The sequence below is a fragment of the Bacteroides intestinalis genome (assembly GCF_003464595.1).
Lineage (GTDB): Bacteria > Bacteroidota > Bacteroidia > Bacteroidales > Bacteroidaceae > Bacteroides > Bacteroides intestinalis_A.
The window spans coordinates 649,392-670,390 of sequence record NZ_QRZF01000001.1; the positions used below are offsets into that span (position 1 = coordinate 649,392).

The 20,999-nt window shown below is 48.2% G+C and carries 22 protein-coding genes and 2 pseudogenes; 8 read left to right on the forward strand and 16 right to left on the reverse strand.

Features of this window, described 5'->3' with window-relative positions; all coding sequences use genetic code 11:
* The 10 genes and pseudogenes from DWW10_RS02370 to DWW10_RS02420 form a co-directional block, all read right to left on the reverse strand.
* A pseudogene (locus DWW10_RS02370) lies at nt 1–1,578 on the reverse strand (TraG family conjugative transposon ATPase); the annotation flags it as partial.
* Between the two features lie 113 nt (nt 1,579–1,691).
* Nucleotides 1,692–3,353, reverse strand: coding sequence for a group II intron reverse transcriptase/maturase (ltrA, locus tag DWW10_RS02375; protein ID WP_004319152.1), 1,662 nt, complete (start codon nt 3,351–3,353; stop codon nt 1,692–1,694).
* Nucleotides 3,354–3,954: 601 nt separating this feature from the next.
* Nucleotides 3,955–4,875: pseudogene (locus DWW10_RS02380) on the reverse strand (TraG family conjugative transposon ATPase); the annotation flags it as partial.
* Nucleotides 4,872–5,252 carry a DUF4133 domain-containing protein gene (locus tag DWW10_RS02385; protein WP_233564440.1) on the reverse strand — a complete coding sequence of 127 codons (381 nt, stop codon included), beginning with the start codon at nt 5,250–5,252 and terminating at the stop codon, nt 4,872–4,874. The gene DWW10_RS02385 and the pseudogene DWW10_RS02380, both read right to left, overlap by 4 nt.
* Before the next feature lie 2 nt (nt 5,253–5,254).
* Nucleotides 5,255–7,072, reverse strand: a complete 1,818-nt coding sequence (gene ltrA, locus DWW10_RS02390) for a group II intron reverse transcriptase/maturase (protein WP_117929076.1) — start codon at nt 7,070–7,072, stop codon at nt 5,255–5,257.
* 634 nt (nt 7,073–7,706) lie between these two features.
* Entirely contained in the window at nt 7,707–8,009 is a 303-nt protein-coding gene (locus DWW10_RS02400; protein ID WP_004319158.1) for a DUF4134 domain-containing protein, read from the reverse strand.
* Between the two features lie 145 nt (nt 8,010–8,154).
* Complete coding sequence (locus DWW10_RS02405; protein WP_070782548.1) at nt 8,155–8,895, reverse strand: hypothetical protein; 741 nt, start codon at nt 8,893–8,895, stop codon at nt 8,155–8,157.
* The gene (locus DWW10_RS02410) at nt 8,892–9,311 is read right to left on the reverse strand and encodes a DUF3408 domain-containing protein (protein ID WP_004295458.1); all 420 of its coding nucleotides are present in this window, start codon (nt 9,309–9,311) and stop codon (nt 8,892–8,894) included. The genes DWW10_RS02405 and DWW10_RS02410 overlap by 4 nt, the downstream gene beginning before the upstream one ends.
* Before the next feature lie 41 nt (nt 9,312–9,352).
* On the reverse strand, nt 9,353–9,775 hold the full coding sequence (locus DWW10_RS02415; protein ID WP_117929078.1) for a DUF3408 domain-containing protein: 423 nt from the start codon (nt 9,773–9,775) through the stop codon (nt 9,353–9,355).
* Between the two features lie 6 nt (nt 9,776–9,781).
* The gene (locus tag DWW10_RS02420) at nt 9,782–10,534 is read right to left on the reverse strand and encodes a ParA family protein (RefSeq protein ID WP_009123640.1); all 753 of its coding nucleotides are present in this window, start codon (nt 10,532–10,534) and stop codon (nt 9,782–9,784) included.
* Nucleotides 10,535–10,604: 70 nt separating this feature from the next.
* Here DWW10_RS02420 and DWW10_RS02425 point away from each other — a divergent pair, with 70 nt between their 5' ends.
* The 8 genes from DWW10_RS02425 (at nt 10,605) to DWW10_RS02460 (ending at nt 16,459) form a co-directional block, all read left to right on the forward strand.
* Nucleotides 10,605–10,847, forward strand: coding sequence for a hypothetical protein (locus tag DWW10_RS02425; protein ID WP_008620133.1), 243 nt, complete (start codon nt 10,605–10,607; stop codon nt 10,845–10,847).
* 390 nt (nt 10,848–11,237) lie between these two features.
* The gene (gene mobA / locus DWW10_RS02430; RefSeq protein WP_004295462.1) at nt 11,238–11,660 is read left to right on the forward strand and encodes a conjugal transfer protein MobA; all 423 of its coding nucleotides are present in this window, start codon (nt 11,238–11,240) and stop codon (nt 11,658–11,660) included.
* Nucleotides 11,654–12,799, forward strand: coding sequence for a conjugal transfer protein MobB (mobB, locus tag DWW10_RS02435; protein ID WP_117929080.1), 1,146 nt, complete (start codon nt 11,654–11,656; stop codon nt 12,797–12,799). The genes mobA and mobB overlap by 7 nt, the downstream gene beginning before the upstream one ends.
* Before the next feature lie 37 nt (nt 12,800–12,836).
* Nucleotides 12,837–14,846, forward strand: a complete 2,010-nt coding sequence (gene mobC / locus DWW10_RS02440) for a conjugal transfer protein MobC (RefSeq protein WP_007662663.1) — start codon at nt 12,837–12,839, stop codon at nt 14,844–14,846.
* Nucleotides 14,847–14,999: 153 nt separating this feature from the next.
* A complete protein-coding gene (locus DWW10_RS02445) occupies nt 15,000–15,281 on the forward strand; it encodes an Imm17 family immunity protein (RefSeq protein ID WP_117929088.1) in 282 nt (93 codons plus the stop codon).
* 4 nt (nt 15,282–15,285) lie between these two features.
* A complete protein-coding gene (locus DWW10_RS02450; RefSeq protein ID WP_004295258.1) occupies nt 15,286–15,681 on the forward strand; it encodes a hypothetical protein in 396 nt (131 codons plus the stop codon).
* A complete protein-coding gene (locus DWW10_RS02455) occupies nt 15,678–16,070 on the forward strand; it encodes a hypothetical protein (RefSeq protein WP_117929082.1) in 393 nt (130 codons plus the stop codon). The genes DWW10_RS02450 and DWW10_RS02455 overlap by 4 nt, the downstream gene beginning before the upstream one ends.
* Before the next feature lie 8 nt (nt 16,071–16,078).
* On the forward strand, nt 16,079–16,459 hold the full coding sequence (locus DWW10_RS02460) for a hypothetical protein (protein ID WP_117929084.1): 381 nt from the start codon (nt 16,079–16,081) through the stop codon (nt 16,457–16,459).
* Between the two features lie 28 nt (nt 16,460–16,487).
* On the opposite strand, the gene DWW10_RS02465 is transcribed toward DWW10_RS02460, so the two are convergent.
* The 6 genes from DWW10_RS02465 to DWW10_RS02490 all read right to left on the reverse strand — a co-directional run bounded on the left by DWW10_RS02465 (nt 16,488) and on the right by DWW10_RS02490 (nt 20,940).
* Complete coding sequence (locus DWW10_RS02465; RefSeq protein ID WP_004295259.1) at nt 16,488–17,078, reverse strand: DUF4948 family protein; 591 nt, start codon at nt 17,076–17,078, stop codon at nt 16,488–16,490.
* A 24-nt stretch (nt 17,079–17,102) separates the two neighbouring features.
* Nucleotides 17,103–18,053 (reverse strand): hypothetical protein, encoded by a 951-nt coding sequence (locus tag DWW10_RS02470; protein WP_007662662.1) that lies wholly within the window; start codon nt 18,051–18,053, stop codon nt 17,103–17,105.
* A gap of 62 nt (nt 18,054–18,115) precedes the next feature.
* Complete coding sequence (locus DWW10_RS02475; protein ID WP_004295263.1) at nt 18,116–18,580, reverse strand: Imm21 family immunity protein; 465 nt, start codon at nt 18,578–18,580, stop codon at nt 18,116–18,118.
* 62 nt (nt 18,581–18,642) lie between these two features.
* Nucleotides 18,643–19,263, reverse strand: coding sequence for a hypothetical protein (locus tag DWW10_RS02480; RefSeq protein ID WP_117515696.1), 621 nt, complete (start codon nt 19,261–19,263; stop codon nt 18,643–18,645).
* Nucleotides 19,264–19,336: 73 nt separating this feature from the next.
* Entirely contained in the window at nt 19,337–19,810 is a 474-nt protein-coding gene (locus DWW10_RS02485; protein ID WP_004327349.1) for a DUF4304 domain-containing protein, read from the reverse strand.
* Between the two features lie 65 nt (nt 19,811–19,875).
* On the reverse strand, nt 19,876–20,940 hold the full coding sequence (locus DWW10_RS02490) for an ankyrin repeat domain-containing protein (protein ID WP_117589543.1): 1,065 nt from the start codon (nt 20,938–20,940) through the stop codon (nt 19,876–19,878).
* Nucleotides 20,941–20,999 lie beyond the last annotated feature (59 nt).

The window sequence follows — 20,999 nt, forward strand, 5'->3', positions numbered from 1 at the left end:
TTAACGTTTGCCCTCGGCGAGCTGCCTGATCGCCAGTTCCATATCACCGCCCAGCTCCCCGGCAAGCCGCTGTACCTCCACTTTCTCCGTTTCCTCGGTCGTGTAGGCCAGGTACTCCGGAACGCTGACCTCCGTGGCATAGACCGCCGACTGAACGCCGCCCAGACCGATCCAGACCTCCTTGTATTTACGGGAAGGGTCGTTGGACTGGTTGATCGAGAGAATCTGCGCCTTCTCCTTGTCGGTCAGCCCCAACAAGGACTGAATCGCGTCGAAACGGTTCATGAATTTGCGCTGGTCGAGCAGGATCTTGCAGTCCGAGTTGTTGATGATCGCCTCCTTGACCACCGGGCTGGAAATGATGTCCTCGACCTCCTGCGTCACAACGATGGCCTCACCGTAGTATTTGCGGACGGTTTTATACATATAACGCAGATATTCAGCCATATTGGCCGTAGAGAGCGCCTTCCAGGCCTCCTCGACGATGAGCTGTTTGCGTACCCCCTTGAGCCGTCTCATCTTGTTTATGAAAGCCTCCATGATGATAATGGTGACCACGGGAAAAAGCTCCTTGTTTTCCTTGATGGAATCCACCTCGAAGACCACGAAGCGCTTCGAGAGCAGGTCGATGTTGGCCCGGGAGTTCAGAAGGAAGTCGTAGCGTCCGCCCTTATAATACTGCCGCAGGGTGATGAGCATGTTGTCGATGTTGAAATCCTCGCGGCTGACCCGGATCTCCCGCTCCTCCAGCTCACGGCGGTAGTCGTCTCGCAGGTACTCGTAGAAACTGTCAAAACACGGCACGATATTCCGGTCGGCGCGGATACGCTCGATATAGGCGTTCACGGCACTGCCCAGCTCGCCGCTCTCGGTCTTCGTGATCTTGTCGTCCTCGGTTTTCCAGAGTGTCAGCAGCAGCGTCTTGATGCTGTCCTTCTTCTCCACGTCGAAATAGTAGTCGTCGGTGTAGAACGGGTTGAAACTGATGGGATGTTCCTCGGTATAGGTAAAATACACGCCGTCCTCACCTTTGGTCTTACGCCGGATCAGCTCGCAAAGACCCTGGTAGCTGTTACCGGTATCCACCAGCACGACATGCGTGCCCTGCTCCCAGTATTGGCGGACTAAATGATTCATAAAGAATGACTTGCCTGACCCAGAGCCGCCTAACACGAATTTATTCCTATTCGTAATGATCCCTTTTTTCATCGGTTCGTCCGAGATGTCCAGGTGCAGGGGCCTGCCGCTTACGCGGTCGCACAGCTTGATGCCGAAAGGGCTGGACGAGGATTTATAGTTGGTTTCCTCCGTGAAGAAACAGACTGCGGGCTCGATGAACGTGTAGAACGATTCCTCGGCGGGGAAATCCCCCGCGTTGCCCGGCATACCCGCCCAGTAGAGCGTGGCGGCGTCCACGGTGTTGTGGCGCGGGCGGCACTCCATCAGAGCGAGCTGGCTGCCCACATCATTGCGGATATGCCGGAGCTCCTGCACGTCGTCCGACCAGGCCAGCACGTTGAAATGGGCCCGGACGGATTGAAGACCGAACGAGTGCGCCTCGTTGAGATACTGGTCGATGTCGAGTAGGTCAGCCCCCTTACGGGAGCTTTCCCCTCTAAGAACCGTACGTGAGAGTTTCCCCTCATACGGCTCAAGCAATTCAAAACTTTTATTTGTAACTAAAAGCCGGCTCATAGTAACTTCCATTTATTTCTGTTAGTAATTCGGCTGCAATGATCATGTATTAGGACTTTCGCCTTTCTACTGCTCCCTGTCATTTCAGTAATTTTCCAGGGAGTTTCCCGTGTGATGTGCTTGCCACACACAGGGCAACATTGCATTTGCTGATTCCACAGGCGATAGATATATTGCTTGCCGTCTAAGTGTGCAAGCATTCTTCGGGTCTTGTATTGATCGAAGAAATCTTTCCAATCGGCATCATATGGGTTGGCCTCACTGCGGATTTTGATATGTCGCTTTATTTTCGTATCCGACAATCTCACAAGAGTGTGGTATTTATCCACTTTCCTGTTTTCAAGCGGTACGGCAAAAGTCCAGCTTCTACCTCTTACAGTGTGATAATACTTGTTGGCAATCCATCGTTTACCTTTTTTGGGATGTCTTCTGCGAGACCATCGCCATAGTTTGTTGAAAATTTGTGCATCTGTTTTACGGAAAGTTTCCGATGCAGAACACCCCTTGTAGTAGTTCGCCCATCCTCTAATGACTGGGTTTAGCAATCGTATCAAAGATTGTTGCTTAGAAGACTTGTTCTTGTCCACTATTTCACGAACCTTATCTAAAAATCTCTTTCGACTCTTCTTGGATGGTTTTGTGATAAACTTGCCTTTATATTTTCTGATATTGAACCCAAGAAAATCAAACCCTTCTTCTATATGAGTTATCTTAGTCTTTTCTTCTGATAAGGTAAGCCCTCTTGCTTGAAGAAACTCAATGACTAATGGTTTAACATGGTTCTCCAACAACTCCTTACTCTCTCCTGTGATAATAAAATCATCCGCGTAGCGAACAAGATTTATCATAGGAGTATAGTAATTTTTCTTCGAGCGGTTTATCGGAAAGCTATCGGCAAGCAGTTTTTCCAGTCCGTCCAAAGTCATATTTGCAAGAGTTGGGGAGATGATGCCGCCTTGAGGAGTTCCCTCCTCTGTCGGAAAAAGTTGCTTGTTGAAAATAAATCCACTTTTCAACCATTTACGGAGCAAAACTTTATCCATAGGGATATTGTCAAGCAACCATTCATGACTGATATGGTCGAAACAACCTTTGATATCACCTTCTAAGATCCATTGTGGGGATGTCGTCCTTGCCAGGTCATTGAAGCATTGTTGAACGGCATCTGCCGTGCTCCTTTCTTTTCTGAAACCATAAGAATTGGCATCAGCCGTTGTTTCAGCTACGGGAGCCAGTGCCATCAGATACAATGCCTGCATAGCCCGGTCTTTCATAGTTGGTATACCCAATGGTCTTAATTTCCCGTTACTCTTTCTGATATGTACTCGTCTCAGAGGTTGGGGTGTATAACCTCTCCTTTTCAGTTCGGTTATTGCACACACTTTAGCATCTGGCGTTTTCCATGTTACCATATCGACGCCAGCCGTTTTACTCCCATTATTGGAAGTTACACGTCTTACCGCTAATGCTTTAGCGTAAAACGAGTGGGTCAGTGTCCACTGCAAGGCTTTGACCTTGTTGTGGCGACCCTCTTTTTGAGCCTTTACAATACGCGCTTGTAGCTTTTGAACCGCAGCTTCGCATTTGAGCCAATTTATACTGTCCCATTTGCTCTGCGTTTGGTCAGTCGATGCACACGATTTTTTAATTTCGTTCATTTGCTTTTCTCCTTTTAAAAGTTCTAAAAGTTTCTTGTAAAGAATCACCTACCGCAGAAGTCAGCCTGCTTTCGCAGCGGGATGATGTTTCAATCCCTATTCACCCCATTACAGGGTGGCATTCGCTTTTTCTGCAATCCTATACCCGCACTCCATTCGGCATTCCTTACGGTCTGCTTACCTGTCATTGGCAGGAGAAATACGGGCTTACTACGTTCCGTGCAAGTAACTTATAAGTGGGTTAGGTTCTGTCTATTACACCGGCAGTACTCTGTTCGTGTATTCCCAGAATGGAGAGGAATAACCGACTGCTTCCCTTTTGGGCTGAAGCCTATCAGTATCTTTGGCTTCTTCAACCTTACGACGTTTAGACGACAGTTCGCTTACGCTAACCATACCACCCAAGCCAAGCTCCCTGACTGTATGATACTAACAGCCATTGTCTTTCCCTCACGGTTCTGACTGCTCCTTTCGGAAGGGCTACCTTGTCTGGACAGCTTTGATACAGTATATTACTATTGGTGCATCTGTCCATAGGCTACCGTTGACGAAACAACGGGTTAAATCTAAGTTTAACAATTACTTACACAGCGACGTATCGCACCCACTCCTTGTTTATCTGGTTCCCGCGGGAGTAGCGGGAAAGGGACTGCATGTTACGCGCACGTTTCTCGAACATACGCAGGTTTTCGTCGCTGTCTTCCAGGAACACGTACTGGTTGTAAAGGTGGTCGCAGGAAAGCAGAAGCCCCACGGGGGCCGCGAACGAGAGCAGGCAGTCCGAACGGTCGGTGGAAAGACGCTCGTAACGGGTGTCCGTACCCACGCGCCCCGGCAGGTCTTCCGTGTCCGAGAGCGTGTGCAGGCACACCCGTTTGTTACCCACGCGCAGAACCTCGGCCCCCAGCTCGATGTCCTGAAGAGAAGTCGTATCCGAGAGCGAGAGGGAAAAGTACCGTTCCAGCAGGCCCGGACAATCCGCCGTACCCGTGATCTCGTCCCCCGTGAGGCGGACAAGGGTCAGGAAACCCGAATCGTTCAGAATACGCTCGAACTGTTCCGCCGCCTCCAGGAATTTTGTCGCCGATTCCCGGTTTACCTCTTTGGGAATGATGTTGCCCCGGCAGAGGGTCGAGAAGTCTGAACGCATGTGCATACGCTCCCTCGTCGTTTTCGTCAGGTAGAGGAAGCAGGCGTGGGTCAGGAACGGACGCTCGTTGAAATGCCGCTCGTAACTGCGGGAGAGGAAACTCATGTCCCCCTCGCCCGTGGCCGGGCGGTAACGCTCGCGGATGAACCAGTCCTGCTTGTGTACCACGCTGTATTCGGGCAAGACCTTCAGGGCCTTGCACCAGGCGGCGTGGATCGCCTCGTACTCGGCGGACGTGACGGTGAACAGCTCCGGGAGTTCGACCCGATAGACGACCGTTATGTCCGCGTCCTTGCTGATGATACAACCGCCTTCCACGGCCAGGAGCGGGAACTTGCTTTCCAGCGTGGTGGCTTTCAAGAGGTTTCTCATACGCGGCCCCCCTTTCTTTTCAGCAACCGGCGCAGGGACTTGCGGTTGAGCAGGTAGCGGGGATGCCGGCGCGCGGCGAGCAGCTTCATCAGCCCGTGTTCCCCGTAACGGGTGTTCAGGCGGAAGGTAAGCCAGACCAGCACCGAAGCCGCCGCAACGCCGAAAGCGATACATACCCACTGATCGACCCCTGCCATGTAGAGGATGACGAACACCACGAAGACGGCCAGCAGGCCGCCCGCGAAGATGAAGAGGTACTGCGCCTTCAGGCGTAGGCTAAGAACCCGGTGCCTTGCCGTATTTCTACGGTAGGTTTCCAAGAACTCGCCTCCGAACCGTGCTTGCACCTCTCGGCGCACACGGCTCTCCACTAACATATTCAGTCTATTATCCCGTGATGTATCTTGTTGTGACAGGGAATACATACAGCTAACGTCTTTCTCTGACGTCCAATCATTTGTATTTTCCATGGCTCTTTGCCTTTTAAGTCTTTGAGTCTTTTGACGTGGTGTATTTCAATGTTTTCCGTTGCGCCACACAATTCACACTTACCCGCTTTTAACCTTTGTATAAGGCTTGATACAGTGCTATTGAAAATCGTGTTGGCTACATAATCACAACTCGCGTCCATCGCGGTTGTTTTACGCTTAAAGCTCCCGTTGAAGAATACCCGCATCTTCTTTCCTCCTTTCTTGTCCTCATAGAAAACCGCAAAATCTTTGTGATGTCGATACTTTGCGATAATCTTTCGGGCTGTCGTACTGTACTTTCGTGCAAAAGTCTTATACAGACTGTATTGCATGATGTACTTGAAAGAATTCAGGTGTGAACTGTTATTTGCGATAGAAAAATAGTTTGCAAAACCTCGGATTTCTCTGTTATAGGCATCCAGTATTTCGAGGTCGTCCAGATGTAGCAACTTTGTCCGGCTTGTGGGTTTCCATTTCGCTTTACCCTCGAATTGATGAATTTCCATCGCCTCGTAGTAGAGAAGTTTATCCCGCATTGTGGACATTGGCACTTCCAACACTACCTTTTTGCCGTAAGCCTTAATAAGTACTCCCGATTTCTCGCCTCTTAACGTCTTATCCGTGAATGGTCGGACATAGATTTCATAGCCGAGGAATTTTGCCTTTCTATTGCCGTGCGTGATTAAGGTCTTTTCTTCGGAGAGCGTCAATTTCAGTTTCTCGCCGAGGAAATTCTTAATATCCTCTTTGATGGCCTCACAGTCCGATTTACTGCCAATCACTCCGATAATAAAATCATCGGCATACCTCACATACTTAATCCGTCTATATCCCTCGTCCATTTCATCGACAGAGGGTAAGTGCATCCTGTTTTTCTGATGTTGCTTAATCGCGTCAATCAGTTCCTTCCGAGTATCTTTATCCTCGGTTTGCTTCAGTTTTGTGCCGAGCCACCAAATTTTCCTGGAATACCGTTTGTACTCAAGGTTCATTGCCCGTCTGTCGCCTCTATCGAATTGACAGGCATACTCTTTCATGTACTTATCCAGCTTGTCGAGATAGATATTAGCCAGTATCGGGCTAATGATGCCACCTTGCGGTGTTCCGCTGTATGTTCTATGAAATGTCCAATCTTCGATGTAGCCAGCTTTCAAAAATTTCCACATTAGCCGGATAAAGCGGTCGTCTGCGATACGTTCTTTCAAGATTCCGATAAGTACATCATGGTTGATGTTATCGAAGAATCCTTCAATGTCGCCCTCGATAAACCACTTGGCCGCAGTAAAATTCTTCTGCACCTGTATCAGTGCGGTGTGGCAGCTGCGTTTGGGTCGGAAGCCGTGCGAGGTGTTCTCAAAACTACCTTCATAAATTGCTTCCAACAGCATTCGCAATACCTCCTGCACTAATTTGTCGTCGATAGACGGTATGCCGAGAGGTCGCATGTTCCCGTTTTTCTTCGGGATGTACGTCCTTCTTGCCGGTTTTGGTTGGTACGACTCATCTTTGAGCGCATCAATCAAATTTTCAATCCGTTTCAGGCTCATTCCGTCGATAGTTTTACCGTCGGAACCTTCCGTCATATTTCCCTGCCTACCTTGTATATTATGGTAGGCGAGGAGAAACATCTCCGAATTGAATAGAACCCTGTAGAGCCGTTCAAACTTGTAGCTCGAAACTTTGCTGTGCTCTGACAGACTGTTTAATACTCTCTCTGGATTTCTCATAATGTCTCACACATTATCCGTTAATTTGTATTAAAAATGTTAGCTGCCACCCTTCGCCATGTACGAGGCTTTCCCTCGCTCGGACTACTACGGTGGCTCCGTTGCCATACCGGATTTTCATAGGTCTGAAACCTAATAGCCTTTCGGCATTCCGGGTTAGGCAATCCACGTTTAATTCTTCGGCAACATAGCTTTGATAGATTGTCGGATACGACTTTCGCCCGTTTCTGCTTATCGCAGTTGTGCTGTAACCTGTTCTGCACCCAACCCTCCAAGGTCGAATCGAGTGTGTTACAGTATGGCGTCTGTAGTTACCTTCCGCCACAGTTTCGAGTTGTGCCACTTGGACTATCGTTCAATCAATCCAGACTTTATCCTCGTATCTATCTTTCATCTCCTGATTCAGTCGCATACTTGGTAACTGTATGACTTATCAGTTTATCGGCAGGCTATACTCCCCGTCCGGTTTCCCTTTCGGATAAGCCGATCGATGATAGGCTATCGAACACTTGCCTAACGTCTTGCTATCGACGCATTTGCCAAAGAACCATTACGTGCGCGCCCCGGAACTCCACGCTCTTGCCGATTCCCTTGTTGATTCCATATTCCATAATTATTTGCATGACAGGTTGGACTACAAGAAGAAAGAGCGTAGGATCGTCGCGGCGACAATCAGGAAAATACACGCGCCGAACCAGCTCGCGGCGGTCTTCGACGTGTCGGGGTCGCCGCTCGAAAACTTGTTATAGACCTTGATGCCCCCGATAAGGCCGACCACAGCCCCCACAGCGTACACGAGTTTCGTGCCGGGGTCGAAGTAACTGGTTACCATGTTGGTAGCCTCCGTAATGCCGGCGATGCCGTTGCCCTGCGCGAAAGCGGAGGAGATGGCGGCAAAGAGAAATGCCGCCGGAAGAAGAATCTTGTTCTTTCTCATAACTCGATAATGTTTGAATTGTGGCGCGGGGATGGATAGGCCCCGCACCGGGTTAAACTTCTTGATTCGTTTTTTTTCAGTGGTTCGAGGATAGCCTCACGCGCTACCCGTAGTCTTTTTCTTTCATCGTGATGTCATTATGGGGTTAAACAAACTCACGGACGTCGAAACCCGTGGGAACCGAACCCTGCGGAGATGGGCTTTCCGCAGACCTCTCGGACATACGCCGGTGAAAAGCCGAGAGGTAGGTGTCGATCAGGGATTTTACCCTGTCATTCCCGTCGGGGCGGCCCGAAACGATGACCTCGAACATGTCGGTCTGTTTCAGGCCCAGGAGGACACGTCCCGTTTCCTCCCTTTGCTCGTCTGTTGAAGGTGGATCGTGTACCACGTGGCGGTAGGCTTCGCCCATCTGTTCAAAACTAACCCCCTGGGCAAGCGAGCGGCCCAAAAGGGGCAGCTCTTCGGTGTCGTCTTCATCCTCGTCATAATCCGGCTCCTCCGCGTCCGCATCCGGGAAAGATTCATCGTACAGCGGAAAGTCGATTTCCAGAGGTTCGTTAGGCTCCCCCTCGGGAGCGACACCGAACACTTCATCCAGGTCTTCCGGCGGAATCTGCCGGGGGTGTTCGGGTACATTCGTGGGCACAAATATATCGGCTTTTTCCGTAACTTTTTCAGTTTCAGATTCTACGGCAGCTTGTGGCCGGGAGTGGCGCAAGTCGAGGACAAAGCGGCTCCTGCCGATGATCTCCTGCCGGCAGGGCGTGTCTTCGGAAACGATCCCGTCTGCCGGTTCGTTACGTTCCATCCGCCGCAGGCGGAAAAACGCCCACAAGGCATACCCCACGGCAAAGAGGGGCAGCAGCCACAACGCCCCGTTCATCGCTCCTCCGCTTTGGGTTGCCGGGAGGCCACGGCCTCACGCTCCTCGAAAAGCCGCTCGATGGTTTCCCGGTTATCGTCCAGGTGCGCCTTGAGAACCTTGTCCACGTAGGCCGTGATCGTCACGTCGCCACGACCGATGACACGGGTGATCTCGCGGATACGCTCGTGATACGACGGACGTATCTTCACGTGCTTGTTACCGGCGAAAGGCAGCCGCAGCAGGCAGATGTAACGGGCCAGGTACTCGGCCTCGGGGGTGGGGACAGTCCCCACGGCGACCTCCCCCGAAGGGCCGTCGGGGACGATAAGGGTTTTCATCCTGCGCCGGTAGCGGCACACGCGGAAGATGAAGGGCACAGCGACGCAAAGGACGGCCGCCAGGATAACAGATAAAATAATTGCTTTGTCTGACATGATGGATTGTTTTTAATAGGTTGTAAATATTGGGTTCATAACTAAAAAATATCGGAGTTCCGTTTCTTGTAGAGTTCCGAAATTTCCTCCTGATAGGTAGCGAAATGCTGCTCCAGCACATTGTCCAGGTAGCTATACAGCGAGAGTTCGTTCTTACCGATAACCTGCACTATCCGGGTTATACGCTCGTGAAACTCCTTGCGGATATACACCGTTTTGCCGCTTCGGGTATTGGAGGGGGCGTTCCGGATAAAAAGACGCTCGTAATCCTGGCCTTTCCCTCTTCGGCGGCGTCCCTCCTCTTTCGTAGCCGGCGAGGAGGCGGCCTCGCCGGACGGTTCCGATAGAGCCGATGCCTCCTCCTCTTTTTCCGGCGTGTAAGGATGCAATGGCCGGTTTCGGCTTTTGGCCTGGCTGATGATGAAGGAAGCGTCCAAACCGTCGTCATGTTCTTTTCCGCTCATAAGATCCTACTTTAACAGTTCGATCAATTCATCCACGAGTTTATCCAGGTTGCTGCCCCGGATCAAAGAACGGTCTGCCGGGAAGAGCGTGGAGCGGAAGACAGAGCGACGGCTGGCGTTCTGCTCACGACGAAAACGCTTGGTGTCAGGCAAGAAGGTCTTCAGGACAGGAAGAGCCAACTCTTTCATTACCGCCTCGTAAACCTGATATAACTCTGTCTTTTCACGTCCGTCCACCATGTTCCATAGCATATACAGCCCTTTCATCCGGGACTTCTCGCGGCCCATGATATGCTCCTTTACCACAACCGCGTAATTCAGGGTGCTTTCCATGACAACCCGGTCGGCACTGATCGGGGCGACGAGATAATCCATTCCGGCCAGGGAATGAATCAGATCCTCGTTATTGATCGTACCGGGAAGGTCGAAGAACACATAATCGAAATCACCTTGCGGCAGGAGGTAGTCGGCATCGGCCAACGCCTCTTTCGTGTTGCTTTCCACGACAGGATAGGCTTTCTTTTGAAGCCGGGTGAATTGTTCGTAAGCTAACCTCTTGTAATGTTCGTCTTCGAGGGCAAGCTTCAGGTCACGTTCCCGCATCTCCACGATGGAGTGTTGGGGATAATCGCAGTCGATGACCGCGACATTGAAACCCTTTACATAGTGCAGGTAAGAAGCTGCCAGCACCGTGAGGGTGGTTTTACCCGCTCCGCCTTTCTGGGTGGAGAAGGCCACGAATTTCGTTTTCTCTTTCATTGTTCCATGCGTTTTTAGTTATACAATCGGGTAATCGTTCATCTCTTCACGTATCCGGGCAAGTGACGGCATGAGATTTTATGCAGGTATGCCGGCACGCATATATGCTGGTGCGCTGGCAGGCTGTTACGCCGGTATGCCGGTGCATGGGCGCGTGTCCGATTTTATACTCATGCGCAACCGCATTTGCTTATCCGGACAAAGACCCGCTTTTTCCTCTGCACACGGTGTTTTCTGCATCCGTCCGCACGTGTGCGGACAGGAGGATGTGTCATTGCCCGTATCCGTTCTCACGTGCAAAGTAAACCCTTAAAAACACGGGTTGTATGCTCTTTTTCCGCTATGGCCGCGTGTGGCATCAAAGTGGACGCAAGTGGCGTAATCACTTGTAGTACAAGCGATTGAATAGGTCGGTATCTTTGCCTCGTGAACGATCCCGACGCTAATGAAGCCGTCCTTGCCCCGTTTTACGGCGGCTCTTTCAATGTTCTGTCCGCGAGCGGGCAGAAGGTATTTGCAAAGGGCAAATAGCAAGCTGTGTTTTCTGCTGCACGATTCTCGTTTTGCAGCAGAAAACAGCTTGCCCGCAAGGGGGAGAAAGCACCTCCGGAGTCGGTGCTTTTCAGAAAGGCGGCAAGCCGCGAAGGGATCGGAATTTTCAGGAACCGGTGGGGCCCTGGCCTCTCCTTAAAATTTCGATGCGATGGAAAAGAACAGAAAGCCCCGAGGGGGCAAAGGGGGACGACCCGCGAAAAACGACCCGGCCGTTTACCGCTTTTCGGTAAACTTTTCAGCCGTGGAACATGCCCGTTTCCTCGACCTTTACGAGCAGTCCGGGCTATTGTCCAAAGCCGCTTTTATCAAAGCGAGAGTGTTCAACGAGGCGTTCCGGGTGGTAAAGACCGACCGGGGAACGCTCGAATACGTGGCGAAGCTGACCGCTTTCCACGCCCAATTCCGTGCCGTGGGAACGAATTACAACCAGGTGGTGAAGGAGCTGCACGCGCATTTTTCCGAGAAGAAAACACTCGCGCTGCTCTATAAACTGGAGAGAGCGACACGTGAACTGGCGGCCGTCGGGCAGCAGGTCGTGTCGCTCTCCGAAGAGTTCAAACAACGATGGTAGCCAATATCACCACCGGAAAAGACGTGTACGGCGCGCTGGCGTACAACCAGGAGAAAGTCGATCGGGGCGACGGGAAGGTACTGCTGACCCACATCGTGAGGGAGCCGGCGGATGGGCGCTTCAACGTGGCCGCGACGGCAGAAGACCTCCTGCGCTGGATGCCCTCGCACTACCGGACGGAAAAACCCGTCGTGCACGTATCGCTCAACCCGGCTCCCGAAGACCGCCTCGACGACGGGCAACTCGCGGAGATAGCCGGGGCCTACATGGAGCGCATGGGTTGGGGAGGACAACCTTATATCGTATTCAAGCATACCGACATCGGACGGGAGCATATCCATATCGTGTCGGTGCAGGTGGCCCAGGACGGGCGCAAGATAAACGACAGCAGGCGCAACGAACGCAGCGTGGCCGTTACCGAGGAACTGGAACGGGAGTACGGACTGCATCCCGCCAAAGGGAGAAAGCGGGAGAAAGGGCAAGGGATCGTCCCCGCCGATTACACGCGGGGCGACCTGAAACGCCAGGTGGCAGCGGTAATAAAACCGGCCGTGGCGACATACCGCTTCCAGACCCTCGGCGAGTTCCGGGCATTGCTGTCCCTATATAATATAGGTATAGAGGAAGTCCGGGGAGAGCGGAACGGAACCCCCTACCGGGGATTGCTCTACACGCTGCTGGACGAGAACGGGGACAAGGCAGTGGCCGCGCCGCTCAAATCCTCACTGTTCGGTAAAGAGGTCGGGTATGACGGGCTGGAACGGCACATGGAGCGCAGCGCCGAACGGTTCGGGAAGGACGACACGAGGAGGCAAATCCGTGGCCGGGTCGATAAAGCGCTTCGGGGAGAACCCACGGAGGAAGAACTGCGCGAACGCCTGCGGGGAGCCCGGGTGGATCTCTACATACGACGCAACGAAAACGGCCGCATCGTGGGTGTGACCTTCATTGACCACGAAACACGGACGGTCGTGAACGGATCACGGCTGGGAAAGGCATACTCGGCCAACGCCTTCGAGCTGCGCTTCGGCGGAAAACGGAATCCCGGGGAAAACACGAGGGGCTTGTCCCCGAAACAAGCGCCTGCCGGACGGGACGGGCAACGGAAGCGGAATACCTCACGACGGAGGAAAGTATAACATCTCAATTATCATTCATTTATTAAATCTTACGGTTATGCAACAGGAAGACGACCTTCGGGGTCTTGCAAAAACAATGGATTTCATGCGGGCATTGAGTATCTTGTTCGTGGTTATCAACATCTACTGGTTCTGCTACGGGCAGATACGGGAATGGGGAATCAATATCGGCGTGGTCGATAGGATTCTGCTGAACTTCGACCGCACCGCGGGGCTGTTCCGGAATATACTATGGACGAAACTTTTCGCCGTCGTGTTCCTCGCCCTTTCATGCCTCGGGACAAAAGGAGTAAAAGAGGAGAAAATTACCTGGCGGAAAATCACGGCATCGCTGGCCACGGGAGGCGTGCTGTTCTTCTTCAACTGGTGGCTGCTGGACTTGCCGCTGACGGCAACGGCGAACGCGGCTTTCTACATACTGACCCTATCGGCCGGGTATATCTGCCTCTTGATGGGCGGCGTGTGGATGTCCCGCCTGCTGAAGAACAATCTCATGGATGACCCTTTCAACAACGAGAACGAATCATTCCAGCAGGAAACACGCCTGATCGAGAACGAGTACTCCATAAATCTGCCGACGAAATTTTACTATAACAAACAGTGGAACAACGGGTTCGCCAACGTCGTAAACCCGCAAAGGGCTTGCATCTGCATGGGAAGCCCGGGCAGCGGGAAGAGTTATTGTGTTGTAAACCAGTTTATTAAACAGCAAATCGAAAAGGGCTATACCCAATACATCTATGACTACAAGTTTCCCGATCTTTCGGAAATCGCCTACAACCACCTGCTGAATCACCAGAAAGGTTACAAGAAAATCCCGACTTTCTACGTCATAAATTTCGACGACCCGCGCCGCTCGCACCGCTGTAACCCCATTCACCCGGACTTCATGACCGATATTTCGGACGCCTACGAGAGCGCCTATACCATCATGCTCAACCTGAACCGAAGTTGGGTGCAGAAGCAGGGCGATTTTTTTGTGGAAAGCCCCATTATCCTTTTCGCGGCCGTGATCTGGTTCCTGCGCATCTACGACAACGGGCGGTATTGTACCTTCCCGCACGCCATCGAGTTCCTGAACAAGCGGTACGAGGATATTTTCCCGATTCTGACATCCTACCCGGAACTCGAAAACTACCTCAGCCCCTTTATGGATGCCTGGCTCGGAGGCGCTCAAGACCAGCTCCAGGGCCAGATAGCATCGGCCAAAATTCCGCTTTCCCGCATGATTTCGCCCCAGCTATATTGGGTCATGTCGGGCGATGACTTCACGCTCGACATCAATAACCCGGACGATCCCAAGATACTCTGCGTGGGGAACAATCCCGACAGGCAAAACATTTACGGAGCGGCTTTGGGATTGTATAATTCCCGGATTGTCAAGCTCATAAATAAGAAAGGCCAGCTCAAATCGGGCATCATCATCGACGAGCTGCCGACAATCTACTTCAAGGGACTCGACAACCTGATCGCCACGGCCAGAAGCAACAAGGTCGCCGTGCTGCTGTGCTTCCAGGATTTTTCACAGTTGAAGAGGGACTACGGGGACAAGGAGGCCGCCGTCGTGATGAACACGGTGGGCAACATCTTCTCCGGGCAGGTCGTAGGTGAAACGGCCAAAACACTCTCGGAACGGTTCGGTAAGGTATTGCAGAAGCGGCAGAGCATGACGTTGAGCCGCAGCGACAAATCGACATCCATATCCACGCAGCTGGACAGCCTGATCCCGGCCTCGAAGATCTCGACGCTCACGCAGGGAATGTTCGTCGGGGCCGTGGCGGACAATTTCGACGAACGTATCGAGCAGAAGATTTTCCACTGCGAGATTGTCGTGGACAACGAAAAAGTGAAAGCGGAAACGGCCCGGTACAAGAAGATACCACAAATTACCGACTTCACGGATGAGAATGGGACGGATCACATGAAACAGGTCGTGCAGGAAAACTACGAACGTATCAAGGCAGAGGCCGGCCGCATCGTCGCCGAGGAGCTGGAACGTATCAAGAACGACCCGGTGCTTTGCAAGCTCCTGCCGGAACAGAACTAAATGAACACAAACACCCCGCAAACACCCTCCGTTACCTTAACGGGGGCTGTTTCCTGGTTTTATAACCGCACAGCTGGTGTTTTGGAGCATAAAGTAGTGATTATGTGAACGGAAAACATTATTTTTGTGTTCGGAATCCTTTTAATTATAAGTATGACAGTTACCGATATATACGAAGCAATGAACAGCAAGGCGGAAGCGTTTTTCGAGTGGTTGCAGGCTCACCCGCAATACGGGTTGCTGTTTGGTGTCGGGTTGCTTGCCCTATGGCTTGCAGGGTTGCTGTTCCGTTGGAAATGGGCGTGTCATTGGCAGTTTAACAGCAAACTGTGGTTATTTGACGATTGCAAGCCTGAAACACGCCGCAGGGTTCAGATTGTGTTGGTCAGCGTTCTGATTATACTTATATTGGTTGGTTTCTTTGTATGGAGATAACGGTATGGAAAAGGACAATCGCAAATACCGGATCTGCTTCATCGACTATATGTGGTATGTAGCCGAGATATGGCACGAAAGGGAACGTACCAATCTCAACGGACGTATGCTACTGTTTTGGTGCTGGCTCTTCGTCCTACTCATACCGCTTGGGTTTCCACCGATATTGCGCCTTTTCGGCTGGATGATTGGTTTGGCCATAGTGATTCCTCTCTGCTTTCTTCCCGATTTATTCTGCAAGCTACGCTATACAGCCGGACGGCGTGAAGCGCTCCGTGAACATTACGGGAAGATGAAACATCCCGGCAGGAAGCTCGCCAAAATAGTTCTTATCGCTATCGCCCTGATCGTGGCAAATGTAGCGCTGATGTTCCACCTCGGATTTATACATTGGGCATGATGAAACGGCAGGAGAATAAGCAACGGTTTTATCTCTGGGATTACCTCTGGTGGGTCGGAGAGCGGTTGCACGAATACCACCTTCGCATCACAGGAGAGAGTATGCTGTTTATGTATTTCAATTTTTTGTTGTTTGTTCCGGTCATGTCGTTGCTTGCGTTTGCGAGGGTTTACCATACGTTTCAGCAATGTATGTGGGGTATCTATTTAGTCCTTGCACTGGTGTATGTGATATGGGGTGAAAAGCTTTACGGAGTCCGCAGGCGCAAAGCCGTCATGAGCCACTATGCTGATAGAAGATTCAAGCCTGCAACAGGTTTTCTCCTTTTCTTCCTGCCAGTAATGTTTTTTGTGGCTATGATTATCACAATCGTTTCATTGATGAAATAAATAACGGCATGAAGAATAACGGCAGACAACGGTTCTATCTCTGGGACTACCTCTGGTGGATGGGGGAGAAATTGGAACAAGCAAGACGAACAGGCAGGGTCGATGGCGAAATGATGCTCTCGATTTATATCTTCGCTCTTTTGATATTCCCTATGATGACTGTTACTATCCGGCTTTTTCCAGGTGTGTCGGCATTGTTGCCATGTGTCGTTTTTAGCATTGTCACATTTGCCGTTATGTCGCTCGTCAGCAGGATTTACAAATGGCGAGGCAAAGCAGTGATGTCTCACTATGCCAAGTGCAGGTTTAACGAACTCCTTGCGGTTCTGTTATTTTTCCTTGCGATGGCCATTATCTGCTTTATGATGTATCTTCTTGACAAAAAGTGATACATACTTTGATACGGACTCCGGGCCGTTATATCGAATGGTCTAACTCGATGTACCAGTTTCCCTTGATGGGCTTGTAAAGCGTGGTGTCGTTGTACGTCCTGCGGTAGATCTCGTTCAGGTCGCCATGTTCGGTGATACGGATATTCCGACGGCTTCTCAATCCGGGATCGTAAACGAAACTCTTGGACGTTCCGGCATCCACGATGCCGTGGGAGTAGTACGGCATAACGAGGCTCACATATACCGAATCTGCCGTTCCCCATTCCCTGCGATCAACAAGGATAAAACCGCATCCAATCTCTGATAACAGGGAGTCGAGTAGGATTCGCTCCGGCTTCAACAGTCCATATACCGGGATGTCTTGTTCATCATTCGTTTCATGGGATGTATCGCTTTGCTCCATTGAATCAAGTATAATAACCTCTTCCGGAGAAAGCGGCGGGTAGTGAAAACTACCTTCTGAACTCTCTGCCATGATTTCGTACACCTTACGGAACGCCACCTCGTGCGTGGTGAAATGGCGTATCATTTCCTCGTCCGACGGCGGCATGGGAGGCTCTCCGCAGCTTACGGCAAGCAGGATTACAAATAACAGGATTATGACTGGTGTTCTCATTTTCTAATGTTTAATGTTCTGTGGCTAACCAATCTTGTTTAGGGAGTTGAGCCATTTGTTAATAGCATCCAATCTGTTATTCTGTTTAATGGTATCTTCATTTCTACATAATTTGATTTGCCGAATAACAGAGTTCTGCATAATTGAATCGGATTTGAAAAGCAGTTCTAAAACGGCTTCATAACATTTGGAATATCTGGACAATTCATCCAATATATTTGCGTCTTTTAGAATATACAGGTTGAAATTGTACACAAATGACTTGTAACTGAAAATCTCCGACTGTAATGCTGCTGCATCAAGACAAGTATAAAACAATTCCTTATCGTGCTGATATAGCCACATATAATCAGATGGGTTCAGGTTGTAGTGCAATAAAGTTTCCGAACGGACAAATGGAAGCCCCGTATTTGAGCCTACCAGATAACGGTATGTCTCATTGACTATTGACTCAACTATTTCAATGGATTCTGATTGTTTGTCCGATTCCCGTATTTCTGTAAATGTATCGGCAATAAGAACTTCCACATCCTGCGATTTGTAATATATACCGTTTTTTTGCCAGCGGAATCTACGGATATATTCTTCAGAAGTCGGACAACAGAACAGTAAAGTATTTAACAATCGGTTCAGATATATTCGCTTATCTGGAATATGACAACGGTGTAACCCTATTATGGAGCCATAAGCGTATAGCTTTCCAAACTCGTTTTCCTCCGAATTTGAATTTTTAGGCATGTAATACAACCGCACAATATTGGAAATGAAATAATATATATCAAGATATTTCAATGTATCAGCCGATTCTCCATATTTGTTAAGTAAATGCCGCTCCAGTTTCTCGCCATACCATAAGTAGCCATCGGGATTTATTTGAAACAACCGATGAAACTTAGGTCTTGATAATGAAAAGTTCTTGTTTCTACTTTTCATTCGTTCCAGTAAGGCGACAATAATTCTATTCGTTATATCCATAGCTGTAATGTTTGGTGGCTAACCGACCTTTAAGGGGAGGTTGAGCCGCTTGTTAATCGTCTTTATTGGATTGAATGTATTATTAAAGATACTTCGTCTTTTTGATAAAGATAAGTTTTTATTATACAAGATGTTTTTTGTAATGATAAAAAAACTTTAACCGACGCTTCACAATAGGGAGACAAAGAATCAAATAGGACTAATTCAGTAGAATCCCATTTTACTTCAACTTCTTCTATCGGTTCTGCCCCAGTTACTATATCATTCTCCAGAAGTTTTTCCACCGTTAGATAATCGGGAGCATACTTCCAACGAATTATTAAAATTGCTCCATCTTTATTTACTATGCGTGTAGCCATCGGTTCATCTCCCATTACCAATAAGACATGATTGTCTATATAGATTTTCCCCAAGTAATCTGTTACGCTACATATAGCATTGTAGTTTTCTTGACCCTTCCATTGATGGGCATATTGTTGCTCAACAATGACAAATGGGCTTCCTGATGTTTCAATCCAATTATTCATATTTTTCTCAGCGATTAATGTTTGGTGGCTAACCGACCTTTCAGGGGTAGTTAAGCCGCTTGTTAGCAACTTCTTTTCGTTTTATAGATTATTTCAGAATATCCATTTGGAAATGATTTGGTAATACTTTCTAAAGCCCCATCGTCTTGATATTGGAATATATGAATTAAATCATTACCACTATTACCCTCAATATCATATTGTTTGACTTCAATATGTGTCAAAGCATTTTCTTTATAGATATAATTCTCTTCACGGCAACCATACCTACCACATAACTGTGACCGTTTCAGCTTTCCGCCCTCAAAAAAGTAATGGCATACATTCATCAAATGTTTTCCATTATCGTATAAAATACTTTTCACAAGATTGTCTGTATAATACAGGAAGGTGTGATAAAACTGATTTTCAATAGAACAACCAACCTTAACTTCTACGATTTGATTTTGGTTATTAAATCCGTAGATACAAAGATTTTTGGTGCTTTTTATTGTATCAGGACGCTTTACAGGTTTTCCTTGTTTGCAACCATTACGCTGATAGGAATATGGAGTAAGTTCATAAAACTCACCCTTATACAACTCAGTCCTGCCAACATCGTCTTCTATTTGTTGCCTTATGGTTTCAAAGTCATTTTTCAATGCTTCAAATTCAATTCTTATAGTTTCTCCAATCATTTCCATCTTTTTGGGGTTGCTAATGGTTTGCAGCGTTCCGCTTATTCAGTCGGTTTGCTGTTTGTTAGCAGTTTATTTTCTAAATAGCCTTTAACTTGTTATTCATTTCTTTCCTATACAGAATTGAACTAAAGGGATAAATATTATTAAGTTCCGGTTTTTCTCCATATAGTTCAATTATCCCATCTATTGATTCTAATTTTTGCAAAATGGGTATTGAAATATTTATGATATTTTCAATTAACCGTGAACGCAACTGTTCATCAATAGTCGATTCTAAATCTAATATCATTTGTGTGGAATACCCTTCAATTTCCATTATTGGGAAGCGCATTCTAATATCACATTGATATTCTTTAGGAAATAATAAATCATCGCCTTTACGTAATAAAGCCGCCAAGTTTATATAAAACATCTTTCCATACAAAGAGTGTTGGAGATTGAATACAACTATACATTCGGCAGTAGTCTTATACCACGAATTTCCTTTTCTACGAAAGCTATTCGCTTTCATTACTGGATGAACTATTGATTTGAATTGCTCTTTATCCATAATATTTAATTCTAAACTGCTAATGTCTGGCGGATAATCGAGTTTTTAGAAGATTAATCCGCTTGTTATAAACTCAATTCAATCGCTTTCCATTTCTTAGACTTCAATTTTTCTAAAGAGTGTTCGCTATATCCCTTTTTAGTAGCTTTTACAGGAATAAGCGTATAAAGAGTAACCATATCCTCTTTGTTATCATATTGATTCGCTGTATCAGAGTAGTTATAATCTACGACATAGAATCCAGCCAATTTCTCCGACCAAGAGATTGCGTTGAACCCTTTCTCTGTTTTGGATATAAAATCTCCATCAGAGAATGTTCTTCCGTTACGGACTTGGTTCGTCAATTCTTTCATTACCATATAAGGGAACTGTGTCTTCTCCATTTTAGAGTATGGATTCCAGCCAAACGGAAGCACAATAACAAACTCCACATAAGGCTGGGTATATTGGAAATTTCCTACACTGAACAATAACGAATTGTTACCTCTATTAACAACCGCAAGCCTATTGAATACACCATTTTCCGTTTCATTGAATTTGTTAGGAATAACTCTGCCAATATTCCAGTCTATATGTTGGGATATGCCACCACCTACTTCAGACCATACATAATCGTGGTTGATATTGGACAACGCACCCTTTTCCTTCAGAAAAAGGCTTATTTCGTTATGTCCACTACTAATAGACCAATCAAGAGGAGAAAAAAGTAGAGTTGTAGTAAGCCTATTTATGTCCGCACCTTTCTCTATAAGATAGCGAACAATCTCAAAATGCCCTTTAGCGGCAGCTTCATTCAAAGCTGCTGTTGTAGAACTTTCATAAGCATTTATATCTGCGCCATTTTCTATCAATAATTTGACTATTTCTAAATGGTTTCCAGACGAAGCACCCCATAAAGGAGAAAATAATCTATCTTTAATACAATTTACATCGGCTCCATATTGAATTAAAGTCTTGCAAATTTCATAAAAACCTTTCTTTGCAGCTCGGCATAAAGGTGGATGAAGCGTATATAAATTCTCATCATTCAAATCCAGATCTGAATGTTGGTCGAGTATATTCGACACTTCCTGCACGTTGTTATCGCCAACTGCTTTTTCCAGTTTTATATAAATTTCTTTATTATTCATCTATTGAGTTTATAATGGGTTGTAAATAGCAACTGTTAGGGTTGCTTATTTATTTGTTA

Coding starts and splice junctions, on each gene's coding strand:
- DWW10_RS02475 (WP_004295263.1), bottom strand. CDS start 18,580: ATGAATAATTGGATTGAAACATCAGGAAGCCCATTTGTCATTGTTGAG.
- DWW10_RS02385 (WP_233564440.1), bottom strand. CDS start 5,252: ATGTTAGTGGAGAGCCGTGTGCGCCGAGAGGTGCAAGCACGGTTCGGA.
- DWW10_RS02445 (WP_117929088.1), top strand. CDS start 15,000: ATGACAGTTACCGATATATACGAAGCAATGAACAGCAAGGCGGAAGCG.
- DWW10_RS02420 (WP_009123640.1), bottom strand. CDS start 10,534: ATGAAAGAGAAAACGAAATTCGTGGCCTTCTCCACCCAGAAAGGCGGA.
- DWW10_RS02450 (WP_004295258.1), top strand. CDS start 15,286: ATGGAAAAGGACAATCGCAAATACCGGATCTGCTTCATCGACTATATG.
- DWW10_RS02455 (WP_117929082.1), top strand. CDS start 15,678: ATGATGAAACGGCAGGAGAATAAGCAACGGTTTTATCTCTGGGATTAC.
- DWW10_RS02405 (WP_070782548.1), bottom strand. CDS start 8,895: ATGAACGGGGCGTTGTGGCTGCTGCCCCTCTTTGCCGTGGGGTATGCC.
- DWW10_RS02485 (WP_004327349.1), bottom strand. CDS start 19,810: ATGGATAAAGAGCAATTCAAATCAATAGTTCATCCAGTAATGAAAGCG.
- mobB (WP_117929080.1), top strand. CDS start 11,654: ATGGTAGCCAATATCACCACCGGAAAAGACGTGTACGGCGCGCTGGCG.
- ltrA (WP_004319152.1), bottom strand. CDS start 3,353: ATGAACGAAATTAAAAAATCGTGTGCATCGACTGACCAAACGCAGAGC.
- DWW10_RS02415 (WP_117929078.1), bottom strand. CDS start 9,775: ATGAGCGGAAAAGAACATGACGACGGTTTGGACGCTTCCTTCATCATC.
- DWW10_RS02410 (WP_004295458.1), bottom strand. CDS start 9,311: ATGTCAGACAAAGCAATTATTTTATCTGTTATCCTGGCGGCCGTCCTT.
- DWW10_RS02425 (WP_008620133.1), top strand. CDS start 10,605: ATGAGATTTTATGCAGGTATGCCGGCACGCATATATGCTGGTGCGCTG.
- mobA (WP_004295462.1), top strand. CDS start 11,238: ATGGAAAAGAACAGAAAGCCCCGAGGGGGCAAAGGGGGACGACCCGCG.
- DWW10_RS02490 (WP_117589543.1), bottom strand. CDS start 20,940: ATGAATAATAAAGAAATTTATATAAAACTGGAAAAAGCAGTTGGCGAT.
- mobC (WP_007662663.1), top strand. CDS start 12,837: ATGCAACAGGAAGACGACCTTCGGGGTCTTGCAAAAACAATGGATTTC.
- DWW10_RS02460 (WP_117929084.1), top strand. CDS start 16,079: ATGAAGAATAACGGCAGACAACGGTTCTATCTCTGGGACTACCTCTGG.
- DWW10_RS02400 (WP_004319158.1), bottom strand. CDS start 8,009: ATGAGAAAGAACAAGATTCTTCTTCCGGCGGCATTTCTCTTTGCCGCC.
- DWW10_RS02465 (WP_004295259.1), bottom strand. CDS start 17,078: ATGAGAACACCAGTCATAATCCTGTTATTTGTAATCCTGCTTGCCGTA.
- DWW10_RS02470 (WP_007662662.1), bottom strand. CDS start 18,053: ATGGATATAACGAATAGAATTATTGTCGCCTTACTGGAACGAATGAAA.
- ltrA (WP_117929076.1), bottom strand. CDS start 7,072: ATGAGAAATCCAGAGAGAGTATTAAACAGTCTGTCAGAGCACAGCAAA.
- DWW10_RS02480 (WP_117515696.1), bottom strand. CDS start 19,263: ATGGAAATGATTGGAGAAACTATAAGAATTGAATTTGAAGCATTGAAA.